The organism is Streptomyces sp. DSM 116793, from assembly GCF_057320905.1.
In genome coordinates, this window is sequence record NZ_CM170494.1 from 6,386,045 (window position 1) to 6,407,264 (window position 21,220).

Here is a 21,220-nt window from a genome sequence, read left to right on the forward strand (position 1 = left end):
TGCGGCGCGCCTCGCGGGTGGTCTCCCGCGGGGCGCGCCGTCGTGTGCGGGGGGTGCGGGGTGGGCGCCGCGCGCCGGGCGGCCGTGCCGGGTCGGGACGACGGGTTCAGGGCACGGGCGGGAAGCGGCTTCCGGGCACGGGTCGAGGACTGGGCTCGGGACAGCCGTCGAGAGCCCGGTTCAGGACACGGGTCAGGAGCACACCTTGCCGTCGTGGGGCGCCGTGCCGTCCAGCAGGTAGTCGTCGATCGTGCCGTCCACGCAACTGCTGCCGCTGCCGTACGCGCCGTGGCCCTGGCCCTTCCAGGTGAGCTCGATGCCGACGCCCTTGCCCAGCTCGTCGGCCATCCTCCGGGCCCCCTCGTAGGGAGTGGCCGGATCGCCGGTGTTGCCGACGACCAGGATGGGCGGGGCGCCGGCCGCGCGGACGTCCGGAGTGTCCACGAGCCCCGGCACCGGCCAGCGGTAGCACCAGCCTGCCGAGTCCCAGCCGAGCATCTCCCCGAAGACGGGGGATATCGCCCGGAACGCCCCCAGATTCCGCTTGGCCTGCTCGGGCGTCGGGCGCTGCCTGCTGTCCCGGCAGTCGATGGCGCGCTGGGAGTGGCTCTCCGTGCCGTAGTGGCCGGACGAGCCCCGCTCGTTGTAGGCGTCGGCGAGCCGTAGGAGCTGGGTGCCGTCGCCCCGCTCGGCGGCTTGAAGGCCGGTGGTCAGCTGGGGCCAGGTCTGCTTGCTGTACAGAGTGATGCTGATGCCCGTGAGCGCCAGGGACTGGTTCAGCTTCCGGCCGCCCGCGGCGGGCAGCGGCTTGGCGTCCAGGCGCTTCAGCAGGGCCGCGATCTTCTTGGTGCCCTTCTTGGGGTCCTGGCCGGTGGACGCCAGGTAGTTGTCCAGCGCGCGCTGGAAGCCGCGGGTCTGGTTCTTCTCCTCGCCCACGAAGTCCGCCGTGGGGTCGACGACGGCGTCGAAGACGGCGCGGCCCACGCTCTTGGGGAACAGGTGGGCGTAGACGCCGCCGAGCTCGGTGCCGTAGGAGATGCCGAAGTAGTGCAGCGTCCGGTCGCCGAGGACCTGGCGCATCAGGTCCATGTCGCGGGCCGTCTCGGTGGTGGACAGGTGCGGCAGCAGCGAGCCCGCGCTGTGCTCGCAGCCGGCACCGAAGTCCGCCGCGTCCTTGAAGTACGCCTTCTCCTCCGCGGGGGTGTCCGGGGTGAGGTCGACCGACTCCGATGTCGCCAGTTGTCGGTCGGTACGGCAGCGCACGCCCTCGCTGGCTCCGACGCCCCGTGGGTCGAAGCTGACCAGGTCGTACCGGGTGCGCAGGGTGCCGTACAGGTCGGCGAAGGAGGGCAGCATGGAGACGCCCGGGCCGCCGGGCCCGCCGAAGTTGAAGACCAGGGAGCCGATGCGCCGGTCCGCGGGGCCGGTGGCCTTCGCGCGGATCAGCGCGATGCCGATCGTCCTGCCGCCCGGCTTGGCGTAGTCGAGCGGGGCTTTCATGGTGCTGCACTGCCACTGCCCGCCGGGCGGCACGCCGCCGTCCCCGGTGCAGCGGCCCCAGTGCAGTCTCTGGCCGGTCAGGGACGCCGGCAGGGCGGACGTCGGCACCGCGCTCGCCGACCGGCGGGGCGCCGGGCTCGCCGACGCGGAGGGCCCGGCGCGGTCCGCTCCCGTGGTGCCGCCCGCGCGGGATGCCCGGTCGGATCCCCCGCCGGAGCCGCAGCCGGAGAGCAGCAGAGCAGCGGCGAGCAGGGCCGCCGCCGGCTTCCCGAAACGCCTCATGAACCCGCCCCCCTCGCGCCCGTCCTCCGCACGGAAGACCGTCACGTCATAGTAGGCGGGGCCACTGACAGCGGGCGCGGACCGCCGCTCGGTGCTCATGGTCGCCGCCACTCTAGTGTCGCGGCAGGCGACGTTTGCCCGTCAAGGAGCGGCGTCCGGTGCGTGCTCTCGGTGTGCCGGCCGGAAGTCCTCGTACTGGATGTACTTGGGCTTTCGGCCGGTGCGGCGAGAGGGCGTGCCGGGCGTCGCGACGGGGCGAACGTTGCCTGTTGCGGCACTAGGAGCACACCGTCCCCGTCCGTGGCACCTTGCCGTCCAGCAGGTAGCCGTTCACCGCGCTCTGCACGCACCTGTCCCCGCTGTCGTACGCGCCGTGCCCCTGGCCCCGGTACGTCAGCTCCACGCCGACGCCGCCGCCGAGGCTCCGGACCATCCGCCGCGCGCCCCGGTACGGGGTGGCCGGGTCGCCGGTGTTGCCGATGACGAGGATCCGCGGGGCGCCGGGGGCGCGCACGTCGGGGTGTGCCGCGGCGCCGCGCACGGGCCAGTCGGTGCAGCTCAGCATGGACCATGCCAGGTAGTCCCCGAACAGCGGCGAGGCCCGCCGGAAGGCCGGCAACCGCTCCCGCACCTGGGCCCGGGTGTAGCGCTGCCTGTCGTCGGCGCAGTTGATGGCGACGTTGGCGGCCTGGACGTTGCTGTAGTGGCCGTCCTGGTTCCGTCCGTTCATCGAGTCGGACAGCATCATCAGGACGCTGCCGTTGCCGTCGTAGGCCTCCTCCAGGCCCTCGGTGAGGTAGTCCCAGAAGTCCTTGGAGTACAGCGCCTGGGCGATGCCGTTGGTGGCCGCCGTCTGGGTGAGCGTGCGTGCGCCGATGCCCGGCAGCGGCTTCGTGTCGAGGCGTTTCAGCAGGGCGGCGATGCGCCGCTCGACGTCCTGCTCGTCGTCGCCCACGGGGCAGCCGCCGGCCCTGTCGGCGCAGTCCCGGGCGTAGTTGCCGAAGGCCAGATGGAAGCCCCGTGCCTGGCCGAGGGAGCTCTGCGCGGGGGTCTGCGTGGGGTCGACGACGGCGTCGAAGACGGCGCGGCCCACCCGCCTCGGGAACAGGTGGGCGTAGACGCCGCCGAGCTCGGTGCCGTAGGAGATGCCGAAGTAGTACAGCTTCCGGTCGCCGAGGACCTGGCGCATCAGGTCCAGGTCGCGGGCGGCGTCCGTGGTGCCCACGTGTGGCAGCAGCCGCCCGGAGTGCCGCTCGCAGGCGCCGTTGAAGGCCCTGGTGCGCTGCTGCAGCCGGGTCTCCTCGGTGCCGGTGTCGGGGGTGAAGTCCTGCTGGAAGTAGGCGTCGAGCTGGCGGTCGTTCTCGCACCGCACGCCCGCGCTGCGGCCCACCCCGCGCGGGTCGAAGCTCACCAGGTCGTACCGGGTGCGCAGCTTCTCGTAGTCGTTGCCGAAGGCGGGCAGGGTGGTGACGCCCGAGCCGCCGGGGCCGCCGAAGTTGAACAGCAGGGAGCCGATGCGCCGGTCCGCGGGGCCGCTGGCCCGCACGCGGATCAGGGCCAGGTCGGTGGTGTCGCCCCTGGGCCTGCTCCAGGCGAGCGGGGCCTTCATGGTGGCGCACTGCCAGGTGCCGCCGTGCGGCAGCGGCGACGGGGACGGCCCGCCGCCCTGGGCCTCGGACGGCGCCGGGCAGTCCCGCCAGTGAAGCTTCTGCGCCGCCAGGTCATCCCCCTGGCCGCCCGGCAGCTGCCGGCCGCCGGGCCCGCTCCCGGCCCCTCGCGCGTCGCCGCAGGCCGCCAGGGAGGCGGAGAGCAGGACGGAGGCGGTGGCCAGGGTCGCGGTGCGCAGCGGCGAGGGCTTCGGCATGCCTTCATCCTGCGGTTGGCGGGTGGCGTCCGCGCGGGGCCGCGGGCCGTGCGGGTGACACCCGGGCGATACGCGGCGGGTGGCGGCCGCTCGGGTGTATGGCCGGCTCACCGGAGCCCGTCCGGGTGTGTGGCCCGGCCGGGCAGGAGTCCGTCACCGGAGCCCGTCCGGGTGTGTGGGCCCGTCATCGGAGTCGTCCGGGTGTGGCCGCATCACCGGGCCCTCTGCGATTACCGGGTACTCGGAGCGCGCTGCTTCGGGTCGGCCTTCAGAGTGCGCCCTTTCTGGTCAGGTGGTTGAAGAACAGCCAGCCGGGGAGCACCGGCAGCCAGAGTGTCAGCAGCCGGTACAGCAGCACCGCGGGGGCCGCGACCTCCTTGGGGAGGCCGATGGCGATCAGGCCGACCGTGAGCGTGGCCTCCACCGCGCCCACGCCGCCCGGGGTGGGCGCCGCGGAGCCGAGCGCGTTGCCCGCCAGGAAGACGACGGCGACGCTGGCGAGGCTGAGGGAGGCCTGGTCGTTCCCGAACGCCCGGATCGACGCGTCCAGGCACATCACGAACGCGGCCGTCAGCAGCAGGGTGCCGCCGATGCCGGCGAGCAGCTTCTGCGGGCGTTGCAGTACGTCCAGCATCCGGGGCACCACGCCCGCGAACAGTGACCGCACCCGGGTGACCACGAATTTCCTCAGGAACGGGATGGACGTCACCACCAGGGCGAGCACCGCCACCGTGAGCAGGCCCCCGATGACCGTGCGGGACGGCGACAGGGAGGGCGTCTTCTCGGTGCCGGTCACATAGCCGAAGACCAGCAGCATCACGAGGTGACTGCCGAGCGCGAAGAGCTGCGACGCGCCGACGCTGGCCACCGCGAGCCCGGGGCGCACGCCCGCGCGTTGGAGGAAACGGGTGTTCAGGGCCACACCGCCGACCGCCGCGGGCGCCACGATCTTCACGAAGGAACCGGCCACCTGGGCGGCGACCGCGCGCAGGAAGGGCACCTTCTCCGGCACGTAGCCGAGCAGGCTCATGGCCGCCGCGAAGTAGCTCAGCGCGGAGAACAGCACGGCCATGGCGACCCAGCCCCAGTGCGCCTCGGCGAAGAGGCTGCTGAACTCGATGTGGGTGAGCTGCGACAGCAGGAAGTACGCCCCGATGGCGCCGGCGATGAAGCTCACCAGGGTGCGCGGCCTGATCCGCTCCAGGCGGGCCGGCTCCACCGGCGCCTGTGGGCGGATCCGCAGCACCTGCTGCCGGATCTGGCTCAGCAGGTCGTCTTCGCGGGCGCTCTCCAGGGCCTCTTCCACGGCCTGTTTCTCGGCCTGCCGCTCGGCGCGCAGTGCCTTCTTGTCGACGGTCTTGTCGACGGTGGGACGCCGCTGCGTGCTCTCCGCGGGGACCGTCCGGTCCTCGGCGACCGTCCGGTCCTCGGCGACCGTCCGGCCCCCGGCGGCCTGGGCGTGCTCCGTCTCCTCGGGGCGGGTCGACCTCGCCTTGTGGGAGGCATCGAGCACCGCCTCGCGCTCCCGCTGCGACCGCTCGCGCGCGAGCCTGCGGAGCGTGCTCCGGGTGACCCGGGTCAGCGCGATGGGCTGGAGCAGCGGCAGGCAGTCGGCGACCGCGTCGGGCCCCAGGACCCGCACCGCGGAAGCCACCGCGCGCTCGGCGCCCACCCGCAGCCCCAGGGTGGCCAGCAACTGGGCGATGTCCATGCGCAGCACCAGGTCGCCCGCCGCGATCTCCCCGCCGCGCAGGTCCGTGAGGATCACCCGTCCGGCCTCGTCCACCAGGATCGCGTCGCCCGCCAGCCGTCGGTGGGCGATCCGGCGGGACTGGAGGGCCTGCACCTGCCGCCAGGCGTCGTGCAGCACCGGATCCGTGATCTCCTCGTCGGGTACCGAGTCCAGGGTGCGGCCGCCGGTGTGCTCGTAGACGAGCATCACGGCGTCCGGGCCGAGCTCCGAGGTGGCGATCAGCCGGGGTGCCCTGGCCCCGGCCGAGATGGCCGCGTACGCGAGCAGCGCCTCCTGCTCCAGCGCCTGACGCAGGGACTGGAGGCTGCTGCGGGTGGTGATGCCGCGCAGGGTCAGACGGCGCCAGACGCGGTAGTAGAACCCCTGGGCCTGCTGTTCGCGGTCGACGACCGTCACGTCCAGCGGCGGGCCGTCCTCCAGGGTGACGAAGTACCGCCTGCCGCGGTCGCCGCTTTCCGCGGTGTCCACGGTCTCGCTCGGCAGCGGCTCCTCGCGGGCCGCGCGCACCGGGTGGAACCCCACCCGCCGCAGCCCGGCGAGCAGCGTCTGGCCGGTGGGCCGCACGTTCGGCGAACCGACCGCATAGAGCGTGCCGTACGCCACCGTCAAGCCGATCAGCACGGTGAGGATGATCGAGAACGGTGTGGTGTAGCCGGTGACGAGCATCGCGAACGCGTCGAGCAGCAGCACCACCCACAGCACCACGCGCCAGCGCGGTCTGCGGGCCATGCCGACCGCCGTCATATAGGCGATGACGGGCGCCAGATAGCCGTGCACGGGGTCGGTGAGCGCATGGAGGTCGCCCGGCGACGGCTGGGTGAGCGCCTCCTTGATGGAGGGCGGGGCCCCCTTGGCCACCCACAGGTCGGTGGCCAGCGTCACGCCGTGCGCGAGCACCGCGGCCAGCACGCCGTCCGCGATCCGCAGTCCGTCGCGTTTGATCAGCCGCTCGATGGCGAACGCGACCGGCACGAGGAGCACGGCGATGCTCGACGCCAGCCCCGCGAACCTGATCAGCAGGTCGGGGGCCTGTCCGGTGCCCTTGTTGATGTCCTGTTCGAGCCCCGAGGTGGTGCCGTGCGCGAATGCGGCGATCGCGAGCAGGACGGCGATGGCGAGCACGCCGATCAGGAACCGCATCAGGTCGGAAGGGCGGTGCACGCGCGCGGGGAGGAGCGGTTCGTCGCCCTCCACCTGGTCGATGTGCGCACCGCCGGAGGGGCGGCCGGGAGGGGCCTCGGCAGTGCCCTCGGCGGTGTGGTCGCCGCCGGGCCCGCCGGTGCCTGTGTCGGTGCCTCGGCCGGCCGTCCGGTCGCCGCGGTCCGGGTCGTGGGACCCGCCCAGGAACGCGTCGTGCGCGCCGCCCGGGCGTTCCGGGGAATCCTCGTCCGGGGGACCGCCGCGGGGGGCTTGGTGGGCGCCGGCCCGGCGGCGGGCGTGACCTTCGCCACGGTCGGCGTCCCGGGCGTCGCCGTGGTCCGGTCGGCGGGCGCCGCCGTCCGCCTGGTGGGCGCCCCCCGGGCCGGTCATCCCGGGGCCGGGAAGGCCGTCGGCGGCGTCGCCGCCGGGACCGCCCGCGCCGCCCGCGCCCCACGGCCCTGGGCCGTCGGCCGCACCGGCCGTGCTGGCCATGGTGGCCACCTCCGGGATGTCCTTCGCGCCGGTTCGTCCGGTGTCCCCGGGGACGTCCTGCTGCGGGCGGGGGGCGGTGCCGGCGTCCGGGCGCGCCGGGGCGGCAGAGGTGCCCGCCGGCTCACCGGGGCGCACACCCTGCTGTTCCGAAGTGTCTTCTTGATCTCGTATCACCTGTCACCGCCCGCATGATGGTGGCATGCCCCTCTGACAGCGGAACGCACCAGGGGCCCGTGCGGGGTCCCACAGTGTGCCTCATGACCTGCCCGCAGGCACGCGGCAGGCCGGGTCACCGTCCGGTCTCGCTGTCGGTGGCGTGGGGCAGGATGGGACGGATGAGCGAGGAGAGCCACGGGCGGTACGCACGCACGATGGACCCGGCTGAGCTGCCCGAGTACGCGGAGCGGGTGCTTCAGGTCGCGGAGCTGATCCCGCCGGGCCGGGTGATGACCTACGGGGACGTCGCGGAGTGGCTGGAGGAGGGCGGCCCCCGCCAGGTGGGCCGGGCGATGGCGCTCTACGGCGGCGCGGTGCCCTGGTGGCGGGTGGTGCGCGCGGACGGCGTGCTGCTGCCCGGCCACCAGCTTGCGGCGCTCGGCCACTACCGCGCGGAGGGGACCCCGCTGCGCCGGACCGGCCATGCGTCCGAAGGCCACATGCCGCGCATCGACATGCGCCGTGCGCGCTGGGACGGCGGGGGAGGCACAGGGGCTCACACCTGAAGGCTTCCGCCATCGGGCACCCGGCACAGCCACCGGTGGCCCGTACGGGGGAAGCGGCGTCCCGGGCCGGGCCGGGAGCGTAGCGTCGGCCATACCCCTCCCGTCGGCGCCCGTCCCGTTCACCCCGCGGCTCCCGCCCGGCGCTCAAGGCCGCGCGACCACCAGCACACCCACCAGAACCGGCGATTCACGTGAGCTCCCCTTCATCGTCCCGGCACCTGTCGCACCCGGGGGTACGACAGGGGTCTGCCGCTGCCTACCGGCTCGTGCGTACCCCGCCGGCGCCGGCCCACCCCCCTCGTCTGGACGCACGCCAGCGTGCTGTGGTTGACCACCCGGGTGGGCCGCTGCTCGTGCTGGCGGGACCCGGCACCGGCAAGACCACCACCCTGGTGGAGGCCGTCGCCGCCCGTATCGACCGGGGTGACCCGGCGGAGCGCGTCCTGGTGCTCACGTTCAGCCGCAGGGCGGCGGTGGACCTGCGCGACCGGATGGCGCTGCGCGTCGGCGCGGCCCGCGCGCCCAGGGCGACCACCTTCCACTCGTTCTGCCATGCCCTGGTCCGCGCCCACCAGGACGCCGATCTGTTCGCCGAGCCGACGCGCCTGCTGTCAGGGCCCGAGCAGGACGTCGCCGTCCGCGAGCTCCTCGCCGGGCAGATCGACTTGGAGGGCGCAGGCCTCGGGCGCGTGCGCTGGCCCGACGAGCTGCGCGCCTGCCTCACCACCCGGGGCTTCGCCGACGAGGTCCGCGCGGTCCTCGCCCGCAGCCGCGAGCTGGGCCTCGGCCCGGACGCCCTGGGCGCCTTCGCGGCCCGCATCGGCAGACCCGACTGGCGTGCCGCGGCGGCTTTCCTCGCCGAGTACCTCGACGTGCTCGACATGCAGGGCGTGCTCGACTACGCCGAGCTGGTGCACCGCGCGGTGCTGCTCGCCTCGGCCCCCGAGACCGCGGGCCGGCTCGCGGCCCGGTACGACGCCGTGTTCGTGGACGAGTACCAGGACACCGACCCGGCCCAGGTGCGCCTGCTGCGGGCGCTCGCGGGCGGCGGGCGCACCCTGGTCGCGTTCGGGGACCCCGACCAGTCCGTCTACGCGTTCCGGGGTGCCGACGTGAACGGCATCCTGGAGTTCCCGGACGCCTTCCCGCGCGCGGACGGCCGCCCCGCGCCGGTGCAGGTGCTGGGCACCTCCCGCCGGATGGCGGCGGGGCTGCTCGCGGCCACCCGCGAGGTCGCCCGGCGCATGCCCCTGACCCGGCTGCCCGCCCAGCAGGTGCGCGCCCACCGGGAGCCGGCCGCCGTGCGGGACGGCGGCCGGGTCGAGGTCCACACGTACCCGACGCCGGGCGCCGAGCTGGACAACATCGCGGACCTGCTGCGCCGTGCGCATCTCGAGGACGGCCTGCCGTGGGGCGAGATGGCGGTCCTGGTGCGTGCCGGGGGGCGCAGCATCCCGGGCGTGCGCCGGGCCCTCACCGCGGCCGGCGTGCCTCTGGACATCGACGGCGACGACCTCCCTCTGCGGCACGAGCCCGCGGTCGCCCCGCTGCTGACGGCGCTGAAGGCGGTGGCCACGGCGGCGGTGCGGGACGCCGAGCGGAGGGGGCCCCAGGCCGGCGCCGGACCGTCCGCCGGTGCCGAAGGCGACGCCCTCGGGGCGTCCGACGCCCTCGGGGCGTCCCCCGCCGGAGAGGACGACGCCTCCGGAGTGCCCGTCGCGGATGAAACCTCTGGAGTGCCCGTCGCGGATGGAACGTCCGGGGTGCCCGTCGCGGATGCAAGCGACACCTCCGGAACGCGTGCCGCTCAGGAAGGCGATGCTTCCGGGACGCCCGCCGCCCAAGCCGCCCAAGGAGTCGACGCTTCCGGATCGCCGGCCGCGGACGGCGGCGGAACGCCGGCGGGCGGCTGGCTCGGCACCGAGACCGCGCTCACCCTGCTCGCCTCCCCCCTCGCGGGCATGGACGCCACCGATCTGAGGCGCCTGGGCCGGGCGCTGCGCGACGAGGAGCGCGCGGCGGGTAACCCCCTGCCACCGCCCTCCGACGAGCTCCTGACACGCGCCCTGGCCGAGCCGGAACGCCTCGTCGCCCACGATCCGGCCTACGCGCGCGGCGCGCAGCGGCTCGGCGCCCTGCTGCGCAAGGCGCGTGAGCTGCTGGCGGGCGGCGGTACCGCGGAGGAGGCCCTCTGGGAGCTGTGGGACGGCACCCCGTGGCCGCAGCGCCTGGAGCGCGCGGCCCGCCGCGGCGGGCCGGCCGGGCGTAACGCCGACCGGGACCTCGACGCGGTCTGCGCGCTGTTCGCGACGGCGGCCCGCGCGGAGGAGCGCACCGGCGGCCGGGGCGCGCTCAACTTCCTCATGGAGGTGGAGGCCCAGGACATCGCCGCGGACACCCTCACCCGCCGCGCCGTCCGCCCCGACGCCGTGCGCCTGATGACCGCGCACCGCGCCAAGGGCCTGCAATGGCGGCTGGTCGTGGTGGCCGGTGTCCAGGAGGGCCTCTGGCCCGACCTGCGCCGCCGCGGCTCCCTGCTGGAGGCCGACCGCATCGGACGCGACGGACTCGCCGAGCCGCTGACGCCCGGCGCGCTGCTCGCCGAGGAGCGGCGCCTTTTCTACGTGGCCACCACGCGCGCGTGCGATCGTCTCGTCGTCACCGCCGTCAAGGCCCCCGCCGACGACGGCGATCAGCCGTCCCGCTTCCTGGCCGAGCTGGGGGTCACCCCCAAGGACGTCACCGGCCGCCCGCGCCGCCCGCTCTCCGTGTCCGCACTCGTCGCCGAGCTGCGGGCCACGACCGTCGACCCGCGCGCCTCGGCCGCCCTCAGGGAGGCCGCCGCGGAGCGCCTCGCCCGGCTCGCGGCGCTCGACGACGGCGAGGGCCGCCCCCTGGTGCCGTCGGCGCACCCGTACCGCTGGTGGGGCATGGCCGAGCCGACCGACAACAAGGTGCCCCTGCGGGACCGCGACCGTCCCGTCGTGCTCTCCGGGAGCGCGCTGGACCAGCTGGCCAACACATGCGCTCTGCAGTGGTTCCTGGCCCGCGAGGTCAAGGCCGACCGGCCCGCCACCGCCGCCCAGGGCTTCGGCAACGTCGTGCACGTGCTGGCCGACGAGGTCGCCTCCGGACGCACCCCCGCCGACCTTGGCGTCCTCATGGAGCGCCTCGACTCGGTCTGGAACGCGCTCGCCTTCGACGCGCCCTGGAAGTCCGCCCAGGAGAAGGAGCACGCGCGCGTGGCGCTCGAACGCTTCCTGAGGTGGCACGTCACCGACCGCGCGGGCCGCACCCCCGTGGCGGGCGAGCACGACTTCGACGTCACCCTGGGGGCGGGCCCCTTCGAGGTGCGCATCCGCGGCGCCATGGACCGGGTCGAGCGGGACGCCCGGGGGCGCGCCTACGTCGTCGACTTCAAGACCGGCAAGCAGGCCCCGAGCGCCGCCGACGTCGCCCGGCACCCGCAACTGGCCGTCTACCAGCTCGCCGTGCGCGAGGGCGCCGTCGACGACGTCTTCGGCGGGGCGCCTGCCGAACCGGGCGGTGCCGAGCTCGTCCAGCTCCGCCAGGGCGCCGCCCGCAGTAACGGCGGTGACGCCTTCCCCAAGGTGCAGAAGCAGGAACCGCTGTCCGGCGAGTGGATCGGCGAACTGCTCGCCACCGCGGCGGGCAAGGTCCTCGACGAACGCTTCACCCCCAGCACCGGCCAGCACTGCACCCACTGCGCGTTCCACGCCGCGTGCAGCGCGCGCCCGGAGGGCCACCAGGTCGTGGAGTAGCGGACGGCGGCGTCCTGGAGCAGCGGACGGCGGCGTCCTGGAGCAGCGGACGGTGGCGTCCGGTACGGGGGCGGGTGACGGGCCGTGTTGGTGAAGGGCCGCGTTGACGACGGGCGCCTTGGTGAAGGGCCGCGTTGACGACGGGCGCCTGGTGAAGGTCCGCGTGGGTGGCGGGGTGTTGCAGACGGGTGCGCGGGTTGCGCCGTCGGGCCGCTGCCGGGGCCGGCGGGTCCGTTCCCCGGGCGGCGGACGGGTTTTCACCATCGCGCGGAGCGTGCGCGGGCGGGCGCTCGACCACCGGGGATGCGCGGGAAGGAAGACCGCGCGCCCCGCGCTGTCGGAGGGTCCCGTTAGCCTCGTTCGACGTGAATGCCCGCATCACGGACCCCGAGCAGCTCAAGGAGCTGCTCGGCATCCCCTTCACCCCGGAGCAGACGGCCTGCATCACCGCGCCGCCCGCCCCGCAGGTGATCGTGGCCGGCGCCGGATCGGGCAAGACGACGGTGATGGCGGCCCGGGTCGTCTGGCTGGTCGGCACCGGCCAGGTGACGGCCGAACAGGTCCTCGGGCTGACGTTCACCAACAAGGCGGCGGGCGAGCTGGCCGAGCGGGTGCGCACCGCCCTCGTCAAGGCGGGTGTCACCGACCCCGACCCGGCGGCGCACGAGCAGCCCCCGGGCGAGCCCGTCATCTCGACGTACCACGCCTTCGCGGGACGGCTCCTCACCGACCACGGCCTGCGCATCGGCCTGGAGCCGACCACCCGGCTGCTGGCCGACGCCACCCGCTTCCAGCTCGCCGCCCGCGTCCTGCGCGAGGCCCCCGGACCGTACCCGGCCCTCACCCGCTCCTTCCCGGATCTCGTCAGCGACCTGCTGGCCCTGGACGCGGAGCTCGCCGAGCACCTCGTGGAGCCCGCCCGGCTGCGCGCCCACGACGGCGAACTGCTGCGCACCCTGGACGGCGTCCAGCTGACCAACGCCGACCTGCGCAAGGTCCCCGAGGCGGCCGCCGCGCGCCGCGAGCTCACCGAGCTGGTGGGCCGGTACCGGGCCGCCAAGCGGGACCGGGACCTGGTCGACTTCGGCGACCAGATCGCCCTGTCGGCCACGCTCGCCCGCACCCGTCCCGAGGTGGGCGCGCTCCTCAGGGACGAGTTCCGCGTCGTCCTCCTGGACGAGTACCAGGACACCTCCGTCGCGCAGCGCGTCCTGCTCGCCGCGCTCTTCGGCAACGGCACGGGGCACCCCGTGACCGCCGTCGGCGACCCCTGCCAGGCCATCTACGGCTGGCGGGGCGCCTCCGTCGCCAACCTCGACGACTTCCCGGAGCACTTCGCCCACCCCGACGGCCGGCCCGCGCGGCGCCATGCGCTCAGCGAGAACCGCCGCAGCGGCGGTCGGCTGCTCGACCTGGCCAACACCCTCGCCACGCCCCTGCGCGCGCTCCACACGGGCGTACAGGCCCTGCGGCCGGCCCCCGGGGCCGAGCGGGACGGGACGGTCCGGTGCGCCCTCCTGAGCACCCACGCCGAGGAGATCGAATGGCTCGCCGACTCCCTCGCCCACCTGGTGGGCACCGGCACGCCCCCCGGCGAGATCGCCGTCCTGTGCCGCACCGCGACCGACTTCCCCGAGATCCAGAAGGCACTGGTCGCCCGTGACGTGCCCGTGGAGGTCGTGGGTCTCTCCGGGCTGCTGCACCTCCCCGAGGTCGCCGACCTCGTCGCCGTCTGCGAGGTCCTCCAGGACCCGGGCGCGAACGCCTCCCTGGTGCGGCTGCTCACCGGCCCCCGATGGCGCATCGGCCCGCGCGACCTGGCCCTGCTGGGCCGCCGCGCGCGCCTGCTGGTGCGCCGCGACGACCCCGCAGGACCCGACGACCCCGACCGGCGGCTCGCCGAGGCAGTCGAGGGCGTCGACCCCGCCGAGGTGACCTCCCTCGCGGACGCGCTGGACACCTTCCTGGAGACCCCGTTCGGGGCGGAGCCGAGGGACGACGGCCTGCCGTTCTCGCCGGAGGCGCGCGTGCGGTTCGCCCGCCTGGCCGCGGAACTGCGCGACCTGCGGCGATCGCTGTCCGACCCGCTCATGGACGTACTGCACCGGGTGCTGACGGTCACCGGCCTGGAGGTGGAGCTGTCCGCCTCGCCGCACGCCCTGGCGGCCCGCCGCCGCGAGACCCTGTCGAACTTCCTGGACGTCGCCGCGTCCTTCGCCGCCCACGACGGCGAGGCCACCCTGCTCGCGTTCCTCGGCTTCCTGCGCACCGCTGCCCAGTACGAGAAGGGCCTGGACGCCGCCCTGCCCGGGGGCGGGAACACCGTCAAGGTGCTCACCGCCCACAAGTCCAAAGGCCTCGAATGGGACGTCGTCGCCGTCCCCGGACTGGTCACCGGCACCTTCCCCAGCAGCCAGGGGCGAGAGAAGTGGACCGCCCAGGGCAAGGTCCTCCCGCACGCCCTGCGCGGCGACGCCGCGACTCTCCCCGACGTCGAGGCCTTCGATGCCAAGGGCCTGAAGGCCTTCCAGGAGGCCATGAAGGACCACCAGCACACCGAGGAGCTGCGCCTCGGCTACGTCACGTTCACCCGCCCCCGGAGGCTGCTGCTCGGCTCCGGGCACTGGTGGGGCCCCACCCAGAAGAGGCCCCGCGGCCCGTCGGAGTTCCTGCGGGCGCTGTACGAGCACTGCGCCGCAGGACACGGCGAGATCGAGGCCTGGGCCGACGAGCCGGCCGAGGGCGCGGAGAATCCGGCGCTGCTCCACGAGGCCGCGGCCGGCCAGGCCTGGCCCCTGCCGCTCGACGCCACCGCCCTGGAGCGGCGCCGTGCCGCCGCGGCACGGGTCCTGGCCCATCTGGCGGACCAGCCGGACGGCCCGTCGGCGGACGGCACGGAGCCGGGCGCCACGGGAGTGGGCGCCACGGAGGTGGACGGCACGGAGACGGGCGCCGCAGAGCCGGACGCCGCAGTGCGGGATGCCGCGGAGCCGGATGCCGCGGAGCCGGATGCCGCGGAGCCGGATGCCGCGGAGCCGGATGCCGCGGAGCCGGATGCCGCGGAGCCGGATGCCGCGGAGCCGGATGCCGCTTCCCGGGGCGCCGCATCCGGGGACACGGCCCCCGTGGACCGTGCCTCGGGAGACGTCGCCCCCTGGGGAGCCGCATCCCGGGACACCGCTCCCCGGGGCGGCGCCACCTCGGCGGACAGCGCCGCCGGGGGCGCCCTTCCGCAGGACGCCCGCGAAGCCGCCCCCGGTGCCGGGGCCGCACCCGACGACCTCACCCCGGAGGACGCCCGGATCATCGCCTCCTGGGACCGCGATCTGGACGCCCTCACAGGAGAGCTGCTGCGGGCCCGGGAGGCCGTCACGGAGATCCCCCTGCCGCCGTCGCTGACGGCCACGGAGCTGGTCCGCCTGGCCGCCGACCCGGACGGCTTCGCGCGGGAGCTGGCGCGCCCCATGCCCCGCCCGCCACGGCCGGCAGCCCGCCGGGGCACCCGCTTCCACGCCTGGGTGGAGGCCCGCTTCGAAGCGCTGCGGCTGCCCCTGCCGGAGGACCCCGAGGAGCTGCCCGGCGACGACGAAGAGTCCGATGCCGAGATCGACGGCGAACGCGACCTCGAGGCCCTCAAGGAGGCCTTCGAACGCACCCCGTACGCGCACCGCACGCCCCACCGCGTGGAGGCGCCCTTCCAGATCGATCTGGCCGGCCGTGTCGTACGCGGCCGCATCGACGCCGTCTACAAGGAGGGCGAAGGACCGGACGCCTCGTACGAGATCGTCGACTGGAAGACCGGCCGCGCCCGGGACGGTGCCGGTCCCACCGACGGCATCCCCTATGCGGACCCCCTTCAGCTCGCGGTCTACCGGCTCGCGTGGGCCGAGCAGCACGGCATACCCCTGGAGTCCGTACGGGCCGTGTTCGTGCACATACGCTCCGGGCGGACGGTCCGCCCCGGGCCCCTTCCGGGCCGCGCGGAGCTGGAACGGATTCTCCTGGACGGGGCGCCGCATCCCGCGGGCCAGGCAGTGGTCACGGGGGCACAGGGGGAGGGCGCCCGGCAGCAGGGGGAGGACGGCCACGCGCGGGCTCCCGGCGCGCACGGCGCGGACCCCCCGACACGGGCGGCTGAGTGGTGACACCCGTCACAGTGCGCCCCGCGCCGGGCCCAAAGGCACCGAACCGTGGCGGGGGCACCCTTCCAGGGGCCGTTAGGCTCCTTGCATGAGCACGTCCTGGACGACGCCGTCCGCGCCGTTCGCATGCCCACCGAGCGGCACCCCGCTCATGCCGTCGCCCTCCCCACAGCACGGCCCCCTACCCGCCGACGGCCGGCGATCCCGGTCAGCGAGGCACACTGGACGGGCCCCGTCATCCGCACGGGGGCCCTGCCGTCCCGCCGCCCAGTCCTGCTGGCCGCCCCGCCGCACCGACCTGCCGAAACACTCTTTCCGCTGGGGGAGTTGGAAGTCACTGTGACCACCTGGACCGACCGCGCCGACGATCGTGTCGGCGACCGCCCGCTCTCGCTCGCCGCCGCGAGCGGCATCGACCGCGCCGCACACCACCGCCTGGACGAGGCCTGGCTGGCGGCGGCGTGGAGCCACCCGACGACCAGGGTCTTCGTGGTCTCCGGCGGTCAGGTGCTCATCGACGAGACGGAGGACGGCACCACGGAGCTGGTGATGACGCCCTCCTTCGAGGCCCCGCCCACCGAGGCGCACCGCTACTTCCTGGGCACCGACGCCGACGGCGTGAGCTACTTCGCCCTCCAGAAGGACAGCCTGCCCGGGCGCATGGACCAGTCCGCACGGCCCGCAGGCCTGCGCGAGGCCGGCCTGCTGCTCTCCGCCCGGGACGCGGCCCTGATGGTGCACGCGGTCGCCCTGGAGAACTGGCAGCGGCTGCACCGCTTCTGCTCACGCTGCGGCGAGCGGACCGTCATCACCGCGGCAGGACACATCCGCCGCTGCCCGGCCTGCGGCGCCGAGCACTACCCGCGCACCGACCCTGCCGTGATCATGCTGGTCACGGACGACAAGGACCGCGCACTGCTGGGCCGCCAGGTGCACTGGCCGGAGGGCCGCTTCTCCACGCTCGCGGGCTTCGTGGAGCCGGGCGAGTCCATCGAGCAGTCCGTGCGCCGCGAGGTGCGCGAGGAGGCCGGCGTCGAGGTCGGCGAGGTCGAGTACGTCGCCAGCCAGCCCTGGCCGTTCCCCTCCAGCCTGATGCTGGGCTTCATGGCGCACGCCGTCTCCTCCGAGATCACCGTCGACGGGGAGGAGATCTCCGAGGCCCGCTGGTTCTCCCGGGACGAGCTGCGGGCCGCGTTCGAGTCCGGGGCGGTGCTGCCGCCCTCCGGGATCTCGATCGCGGCCCGTCTCATCGAGCTCTGGTACGGCGAGCCCGTGCCACGGCCGAGGACCACGCCCGCGTAGCGCGGGCCGGACAGCCGCCGCGTGGCCGGCACAGCCGCCGCGTGGCCGGGTGTCAGCCACCGCCGGTGTGCCCGCACCGGGGTGCGGGCACACCGGCGCACTCAGACACCGAGCTTCTGCTTGACCTGGGCGAGTGAGGGGTTGGTCAGCGTGGAGCCGTCGGGGAAGAGGACGGTGGGAACGGTCTGGTTCCCGCCGTTGGCCTTCTCCACGAACGCCGCCGACTCCGGGTCCTGCTCGATGTTGATCTCCTCGTACCCGATGCCCTCCCGGTCCAGCTGGCCCTTGAGGCGGCGGCAGTAGCCGCACCATGTGGTGCTGTACATCGTCAGCGTGCCCGGCATGTCCGTGTGCTCCTTCGTGGCTCGGGGTGCGTTCCGGCACTGGACCGAACGTTCGAGAGCCCCCGCCCATTCCCTCCGCGCCGCCCTTGCCTACCTGTCGGAGAGACCTCACCGGGCGTGCGTGCCGGAACCCCGCAAGGAGTCTGCCAAGGAGCCGCTCAGGAGGTGTGCCGCGTACGCCGGCGTGCCACCGCCACCAGCACGCCGCCCAGGCCCACGGCCGCCGCGGCCGCCCCTGCCACCACGGGAGTGGCGCCCGCGCCGGTGCCCGCGAGGTCGCCGCTCCCGGTGGCGGCCGCCGCAAGGGAGGCGTCGGCACCGGTGTCCGCGCGGGCTACCGGGTGGTTGAGGGCGGCCGCGGGGGAGGCGTCGGCGCGGGGTGCCGAACGGGGTGTGGTGCCGGCCCCGGAGCCGGCCCCCACCTCCGCGGCGGCATGGTGACCGCGGACCCGGACGCTGACGGCCGCCGTGTCATTGGCCGCGTTGTGGTCGAAGTCTGGGTGGATGTCGTACACGGAGGTGGCCCTCACCTCGCCCGACGTGCTCCGGTCCACCTTGGCGATCCGCAACCGGAACGTGTACGTGTGGGTGGATCCGACCTCCAGGGTGTGGTCGTCGGGAGAGCAGACGTACCGCGGCTTGCCGGGCTCGGACGGGCCGCTCGGACCGTCGATGCCGAACGGCAGGCACTCCGACGGCACCCGGACCGCCGTGGTACCCGCCGGGATCTCCACCATCAGGGCGGGCTGGTCGTCGCTCTGGTTGTTCCGCACCCAGCCGGGCCCCTCGTTGCGCAGCGCGGCCCTGACCGTGACCGTATGGCCGGGCCTGCCCTGCGCCCGGCCGCCCACGGCGGCGAGGTCGGCCGTGCTGTCGGCGGTGAGGTTCGTCTGGTGGTAGCTCTCCGTGAATCCCTCGCCGGGCGCGCCGCCCGTGGCGCCGGTGCCGTACTCCACGGACTCCATCAGGGCCTTCGGCAGCACCCTGATCGGCAGGGGCACGGTGGCCGTGGCGCCCGGCTCCACGGTGAGGTCCAGCCGGCAGAGCGCCTGGCGCACCCGGTCGCGGTCGGTCGTGTAGGAGCAGCCGTCGGCGGCCCACGGGAAGTCCAGGCCGCGGGTCAGGCGCACCCGGAAGACGATGCCGGCGGCCGGCGCGGTGCCCCTGTTGGTGACGGTCACGCTGTCGTGCCGGACCGTCCCCGGCTCCCAGGCCGTGGTAGGCAGCTCGGACACCACCAGATCGGGCCGGCCCGTATCCCCCGGCGCGGCCTGCGCGCCCGGCGCCAGCGTGAGCACGGGCGCTGCGGCGGCCACCGCTGCGGCGGCCCGCAGGGCGCCCGACGGTCGATGGGACGTGTTCCGGCGTCGGCGCACGGCAGTTCTCCTCGGTGGGGGCGCGCACGGTTCGGTGCGCGAACGGCAGGGAACGCCGGAACGAACTCCGTGTGCACGAAAGGTTCCGGCCCTGCCTAGACAACCGGGGCGGGCGGGAGGTTGTAGCGCGGTGTCGGCCGGACCGCTCGTCGGCCACGCCCCAGGCGCCCAGCGCGATTCATATGACTAACGGGGCCTCCCTGTGGACAACTGGCTCCCGCGCCACAGCGACCTGGCAGCATGGCCGGGTGACATCAGCAACGCACTCCACCCTCTTCACGCCGGATGCCGGCCCCGTCGGCCAGGTCACGGCGCCGCCGCAGGGCGCCGACGCGGTGCTCGAAGGGCTCGACCCCGAGCAGCGCGAGGTGGCGACCGCCCTGCACGGTCCGGTGTGCGTCCTGGCCGGCGCGGGCACCGGCAAGACCCGTGCCATCACGCACCGCATCGCCTACGGCGTGCACGCCGGCATCCTCCAGCCGAAGACGGTGCTCGCGGTCACCTTCACCAACCGCGCCGCGGGCGAGATGCGGGGCCGCCTGCGCCAGCTCGGCGTCCCCGGCGTGCAGGCGCGTACGTTCCACTCGGCGGCCCTCCGCCAGCTCCAGTACTTCTGGCCGAGAGTCGTCGGCGGGGAGATGCCCCGGATCGTCGACCGCAAGAGCAAGCTCGTCGGCGAGGCGGCCGCGGCCTGCCGCATCCGTCTCGACCGCACCGAACTGCGGGACGTCACCGCCGAGATCGAATGGTCCAAGGTCACCCAGACCGCCCCCGCGGACTACCCGGCGGCGGCGGCCGCGGCCCGCCGGCTGCTGCCGCGCAGCCCCGCGGAGATCGCCCAGCTCTACACGGCCTACGAGGACGTCAAGCGCGAGCGGTCCGTCATCGACTTCGAGGACGTCCTGCTCCTCACCGTCGGCATCCTCCAGGACCGGGACGACATCGCCCGCCTCGTCCGCGACCAGTACCAGCACTTCGTCGTCGACGAGTACCAGGACGTCAGCCCCCTCCAGCAGCGCCTCCTGGAGCTGTGGCTGGGCGACCGGGAGAGCCTCTGCGTCGTCGGCGACGCCAGCCAGACCATCTACTCCTTCACCGGCGCCACCCCCGACCACCTCCTGGACTTCCGGACCCGCCACCCGGGCGCCACCATCGTCAAGCTCGTCCGGGACTACCGCTCCACCCCCCAGGTCGTCCACCTGGCCAACGGCCTGCTGGCCCAGGCGCGCGGCCGCGCCGCCGACCACCGCCTCGCCCTGGTCTCCCAGCGGGAACCGGGCCCCGAGCCGGGCTACACGGAGTACCCGGACGAGCCCGCCGAGGCCGAGGGCACCGCACGCCGCATCCGCGACCTGATCTCCTCCGGGGTCCCGGCCAGCGAGATCGCCGTGCTGTTCCGCACCAACTCCCAGTCCGAGGCCTACGAGCAGGCCCTCGCCGACGCCGGCGTCCCCTACCAACTCCGCGGCGCCGAGCGCTTCTTCGACCGTCCCGAGGTGCGCGAGGCCGGCGCCGCCCTCCGCGCCGCCGCCCGTTTCGGCCGGAACGACCCCGCGCTGAACCCGGCAGAGGGTCTGCCACAGCAGGTCAGGGCCGTCTTCCGGACCAAGGGCTGGACGCCGCAGCCCCCGTCGGGATCCGGCGCCGTACGCGAGAAGTGGGAGTCCCTGGCGGCCCTGGTGCGCCTGGCCGACGACTTCTCGCGCGCCCGGCCCGCGGCCACCCTCGCCGACCTGATGACGGAGCTCGACGAGCGGGCCGGCGTCCAGCACGCCCCCACCGTCGAGGGCGTCACCCTCGCCTCCCTGCACGCCGCCAAGGGGCTGGAGTGGGACGCCGTCTTTGTCGTCGGCGTCTTCGACGGCATGATGCCCATCGCCTACGCCAAGACCGAGGAGCAGATCGAGGAGGAGCGCCGCCTGCTCTACGTGGGCGTGACCCGGGCGAGGCGCCATCTCACCGTCTCCTGGTCGCTGGCCCGCTCGCCCGGCGGCCGGCCCACCCGGATACCCAGCCCCTTCCTGGACGGCCTCAGGCCGCGGTCACGGGCCGCCGCCCCGGCCGCGCCCGGCCGCCCCGGCGGGATCGAATGGGGCAGCGGAGGCACCCCCCAGCCGAGGAAGCGCACCCCTGCCCGCTGCCGGATCTGCGGCCGCACCCTCACCGACGCCGGCGCGCTGAAGCTGATGCGCTGCGAGGACTGCCCCTCCGACATGGACGAGGCCCTCTACGAGCGGCTGCACGCCTGGCGTGCCGAACAGGCCAAGCGCACCGGGCAGCCCGCGTACTGCGTCTTCACCGACAAGACCCTTGTCGCCATCGCCGAGACCGTGCCCGAGCAGGAGAGCGAGCTGGCCCGCATCCCCGGCGTCGGGGTCCGTAAGACGCGCCGCTTCGGAGCCCAGGTCCTGGCCATTTGCGCAGGTGGTGACGGTACGGAGAGCAGCGGCGACGACTGATGCAAACTCGTCGGGAAAATAGTTTGCGCATCCCCGGGGAAGCCCCATAGGTTCGTGGCCAA

General features: G+C 74.7%; 9 protein-coding genes and 1 pseudogene. 5 read left to right on the forward strand and 5 right to left on the reverse strand.

From position 1 onward, the window contains the following. Positions 1-192: 192 nt before the first annotated feature. From ACSMXW_RS25105 to ACSMXW_RS25115, 3 genes are all read right to left on the reverse strand, one after another. On the reverse strand, positions 193-1,782 hold the full coding sequence (locus ACSMXW_RS25105) for an alpha/beta hydrolase (protein ID WP_485808291.1): 1,590 nt from the start codon (positions 1,780-1,782) through the stop codon (positions 193-195). Between the two features lie 277 nt (positions 1,783-2,059). Then, positions 2,060-3,646 (reverse strand): alpha/beta hydrolase, encoded by a 1,587-nt coding sequence (locus ACSMXW_RS25110; protein WP_485799563.1) that lies wholly within the window; start codon positions 3,644-3,646, stop codon positions 2,060-2,062. Positions 3,647-3,914: 268 nt separating this feature from the next. Then, complete coding sequence (locus ACSMXW_RS25115) at positions 3,915-7,031, reverse strand: lysylphosphatidylglycerol synthase domain-containing protein (RefSeq protein WP_485799565.1); 3,117 nt, start codon at positions 7,029-7,031, stop codon at positions 3,915-3,917. Positions 7,032-7,366: 335 nt separating this feature from the next. Between ACSMXW_RS25115 and ACSMXW_RS25120 the strand changes: the two genes are divergently transcribed. From ACSMXW_RS25120 to nudC, 4 genes are all read left to right on the forward strand, one after another. Then, entirely contained in the window at positions 7,367-7,753 is a 387-nt protein-coding gene (locus ACSMXW_RS25120; protein WP_485799568.1) for an MGMT family protein, read from the forward strand. A 191-nt stretch (positions 7,754-7,944) separates the two neighbouring features. Beyond that, on the forward strand, positions 7,945-11,535 hold the full coding sequence (locus tag ACSMXW_RS25125) for an ATP-dependent helicase (protein WP_485799570.1): 3,591 nt from the start codon (positions 7,945-7,947) through the stop codon (positions 11,533-11,535). Between the two features lie 365 nt (positions 11,536-11,900). After that, complete coding sequence (locus tag ACSMXW_RS25130; protein ID WP_485799572.1) at positions 11,901-15,680, forward strand: ATP-dependent DNA helicase; 3,780 nt, start codon at positions 11,901-11,903, stop codon at positions 15,678-15,680. A gap of 336 nt (positions 15,681-16,016) precedes the next feature. Continuing rightward, entirely contained in the window at positions 16,017-16,979 is a 963-nt protein-coding gene (gene nudC / locus ACSMXW_RS25135; RefSeq protein ID WP_485799574.1) for an NAD(+) diphosphatase, read from the forward strand. 101 nt (positions 16,980-17,080) lie between these two features. Here the strand turns inward: nudC and ACSMXW_RS25140 are convergent, their stop codons facing one another. Beyond that, positions 17,081-17,323, reverse strand: a complete 243-nt coding sequence (locus ACSMXW_RS25140) for a mycoredoxin (protein WP_485799576.1) — start codon at positions 17,321-17,323, stop codon at positions 17,081-17,083. A gap of 158 nt (positions 17,324-17,481) precedes the next feature. Further along, complete coding sequence (locus ACSMXW_RS25145; RefSeq protein ID WP_485799578.1) at positions 17,482-18,699, reverse strand: COG1361 family protein; 1,218 nt, start codon at positions 18,697-18,699, stop codon at positions 17,482-17,484. Positions 18,700-18,909: 210 nt separating this feature from the next. Between ACSMXW_RS25145 and ACSMXW_RS25150 the strand changes: the two are divergent. Further along, positions 18,910-21,158, forward strand: a pseudogene (locus ACSMXW_RS25150) (ATP-dependent DNA helicase UvrD2). Positions 21,159-21,220: the final 62 nt, after the last annotated feature.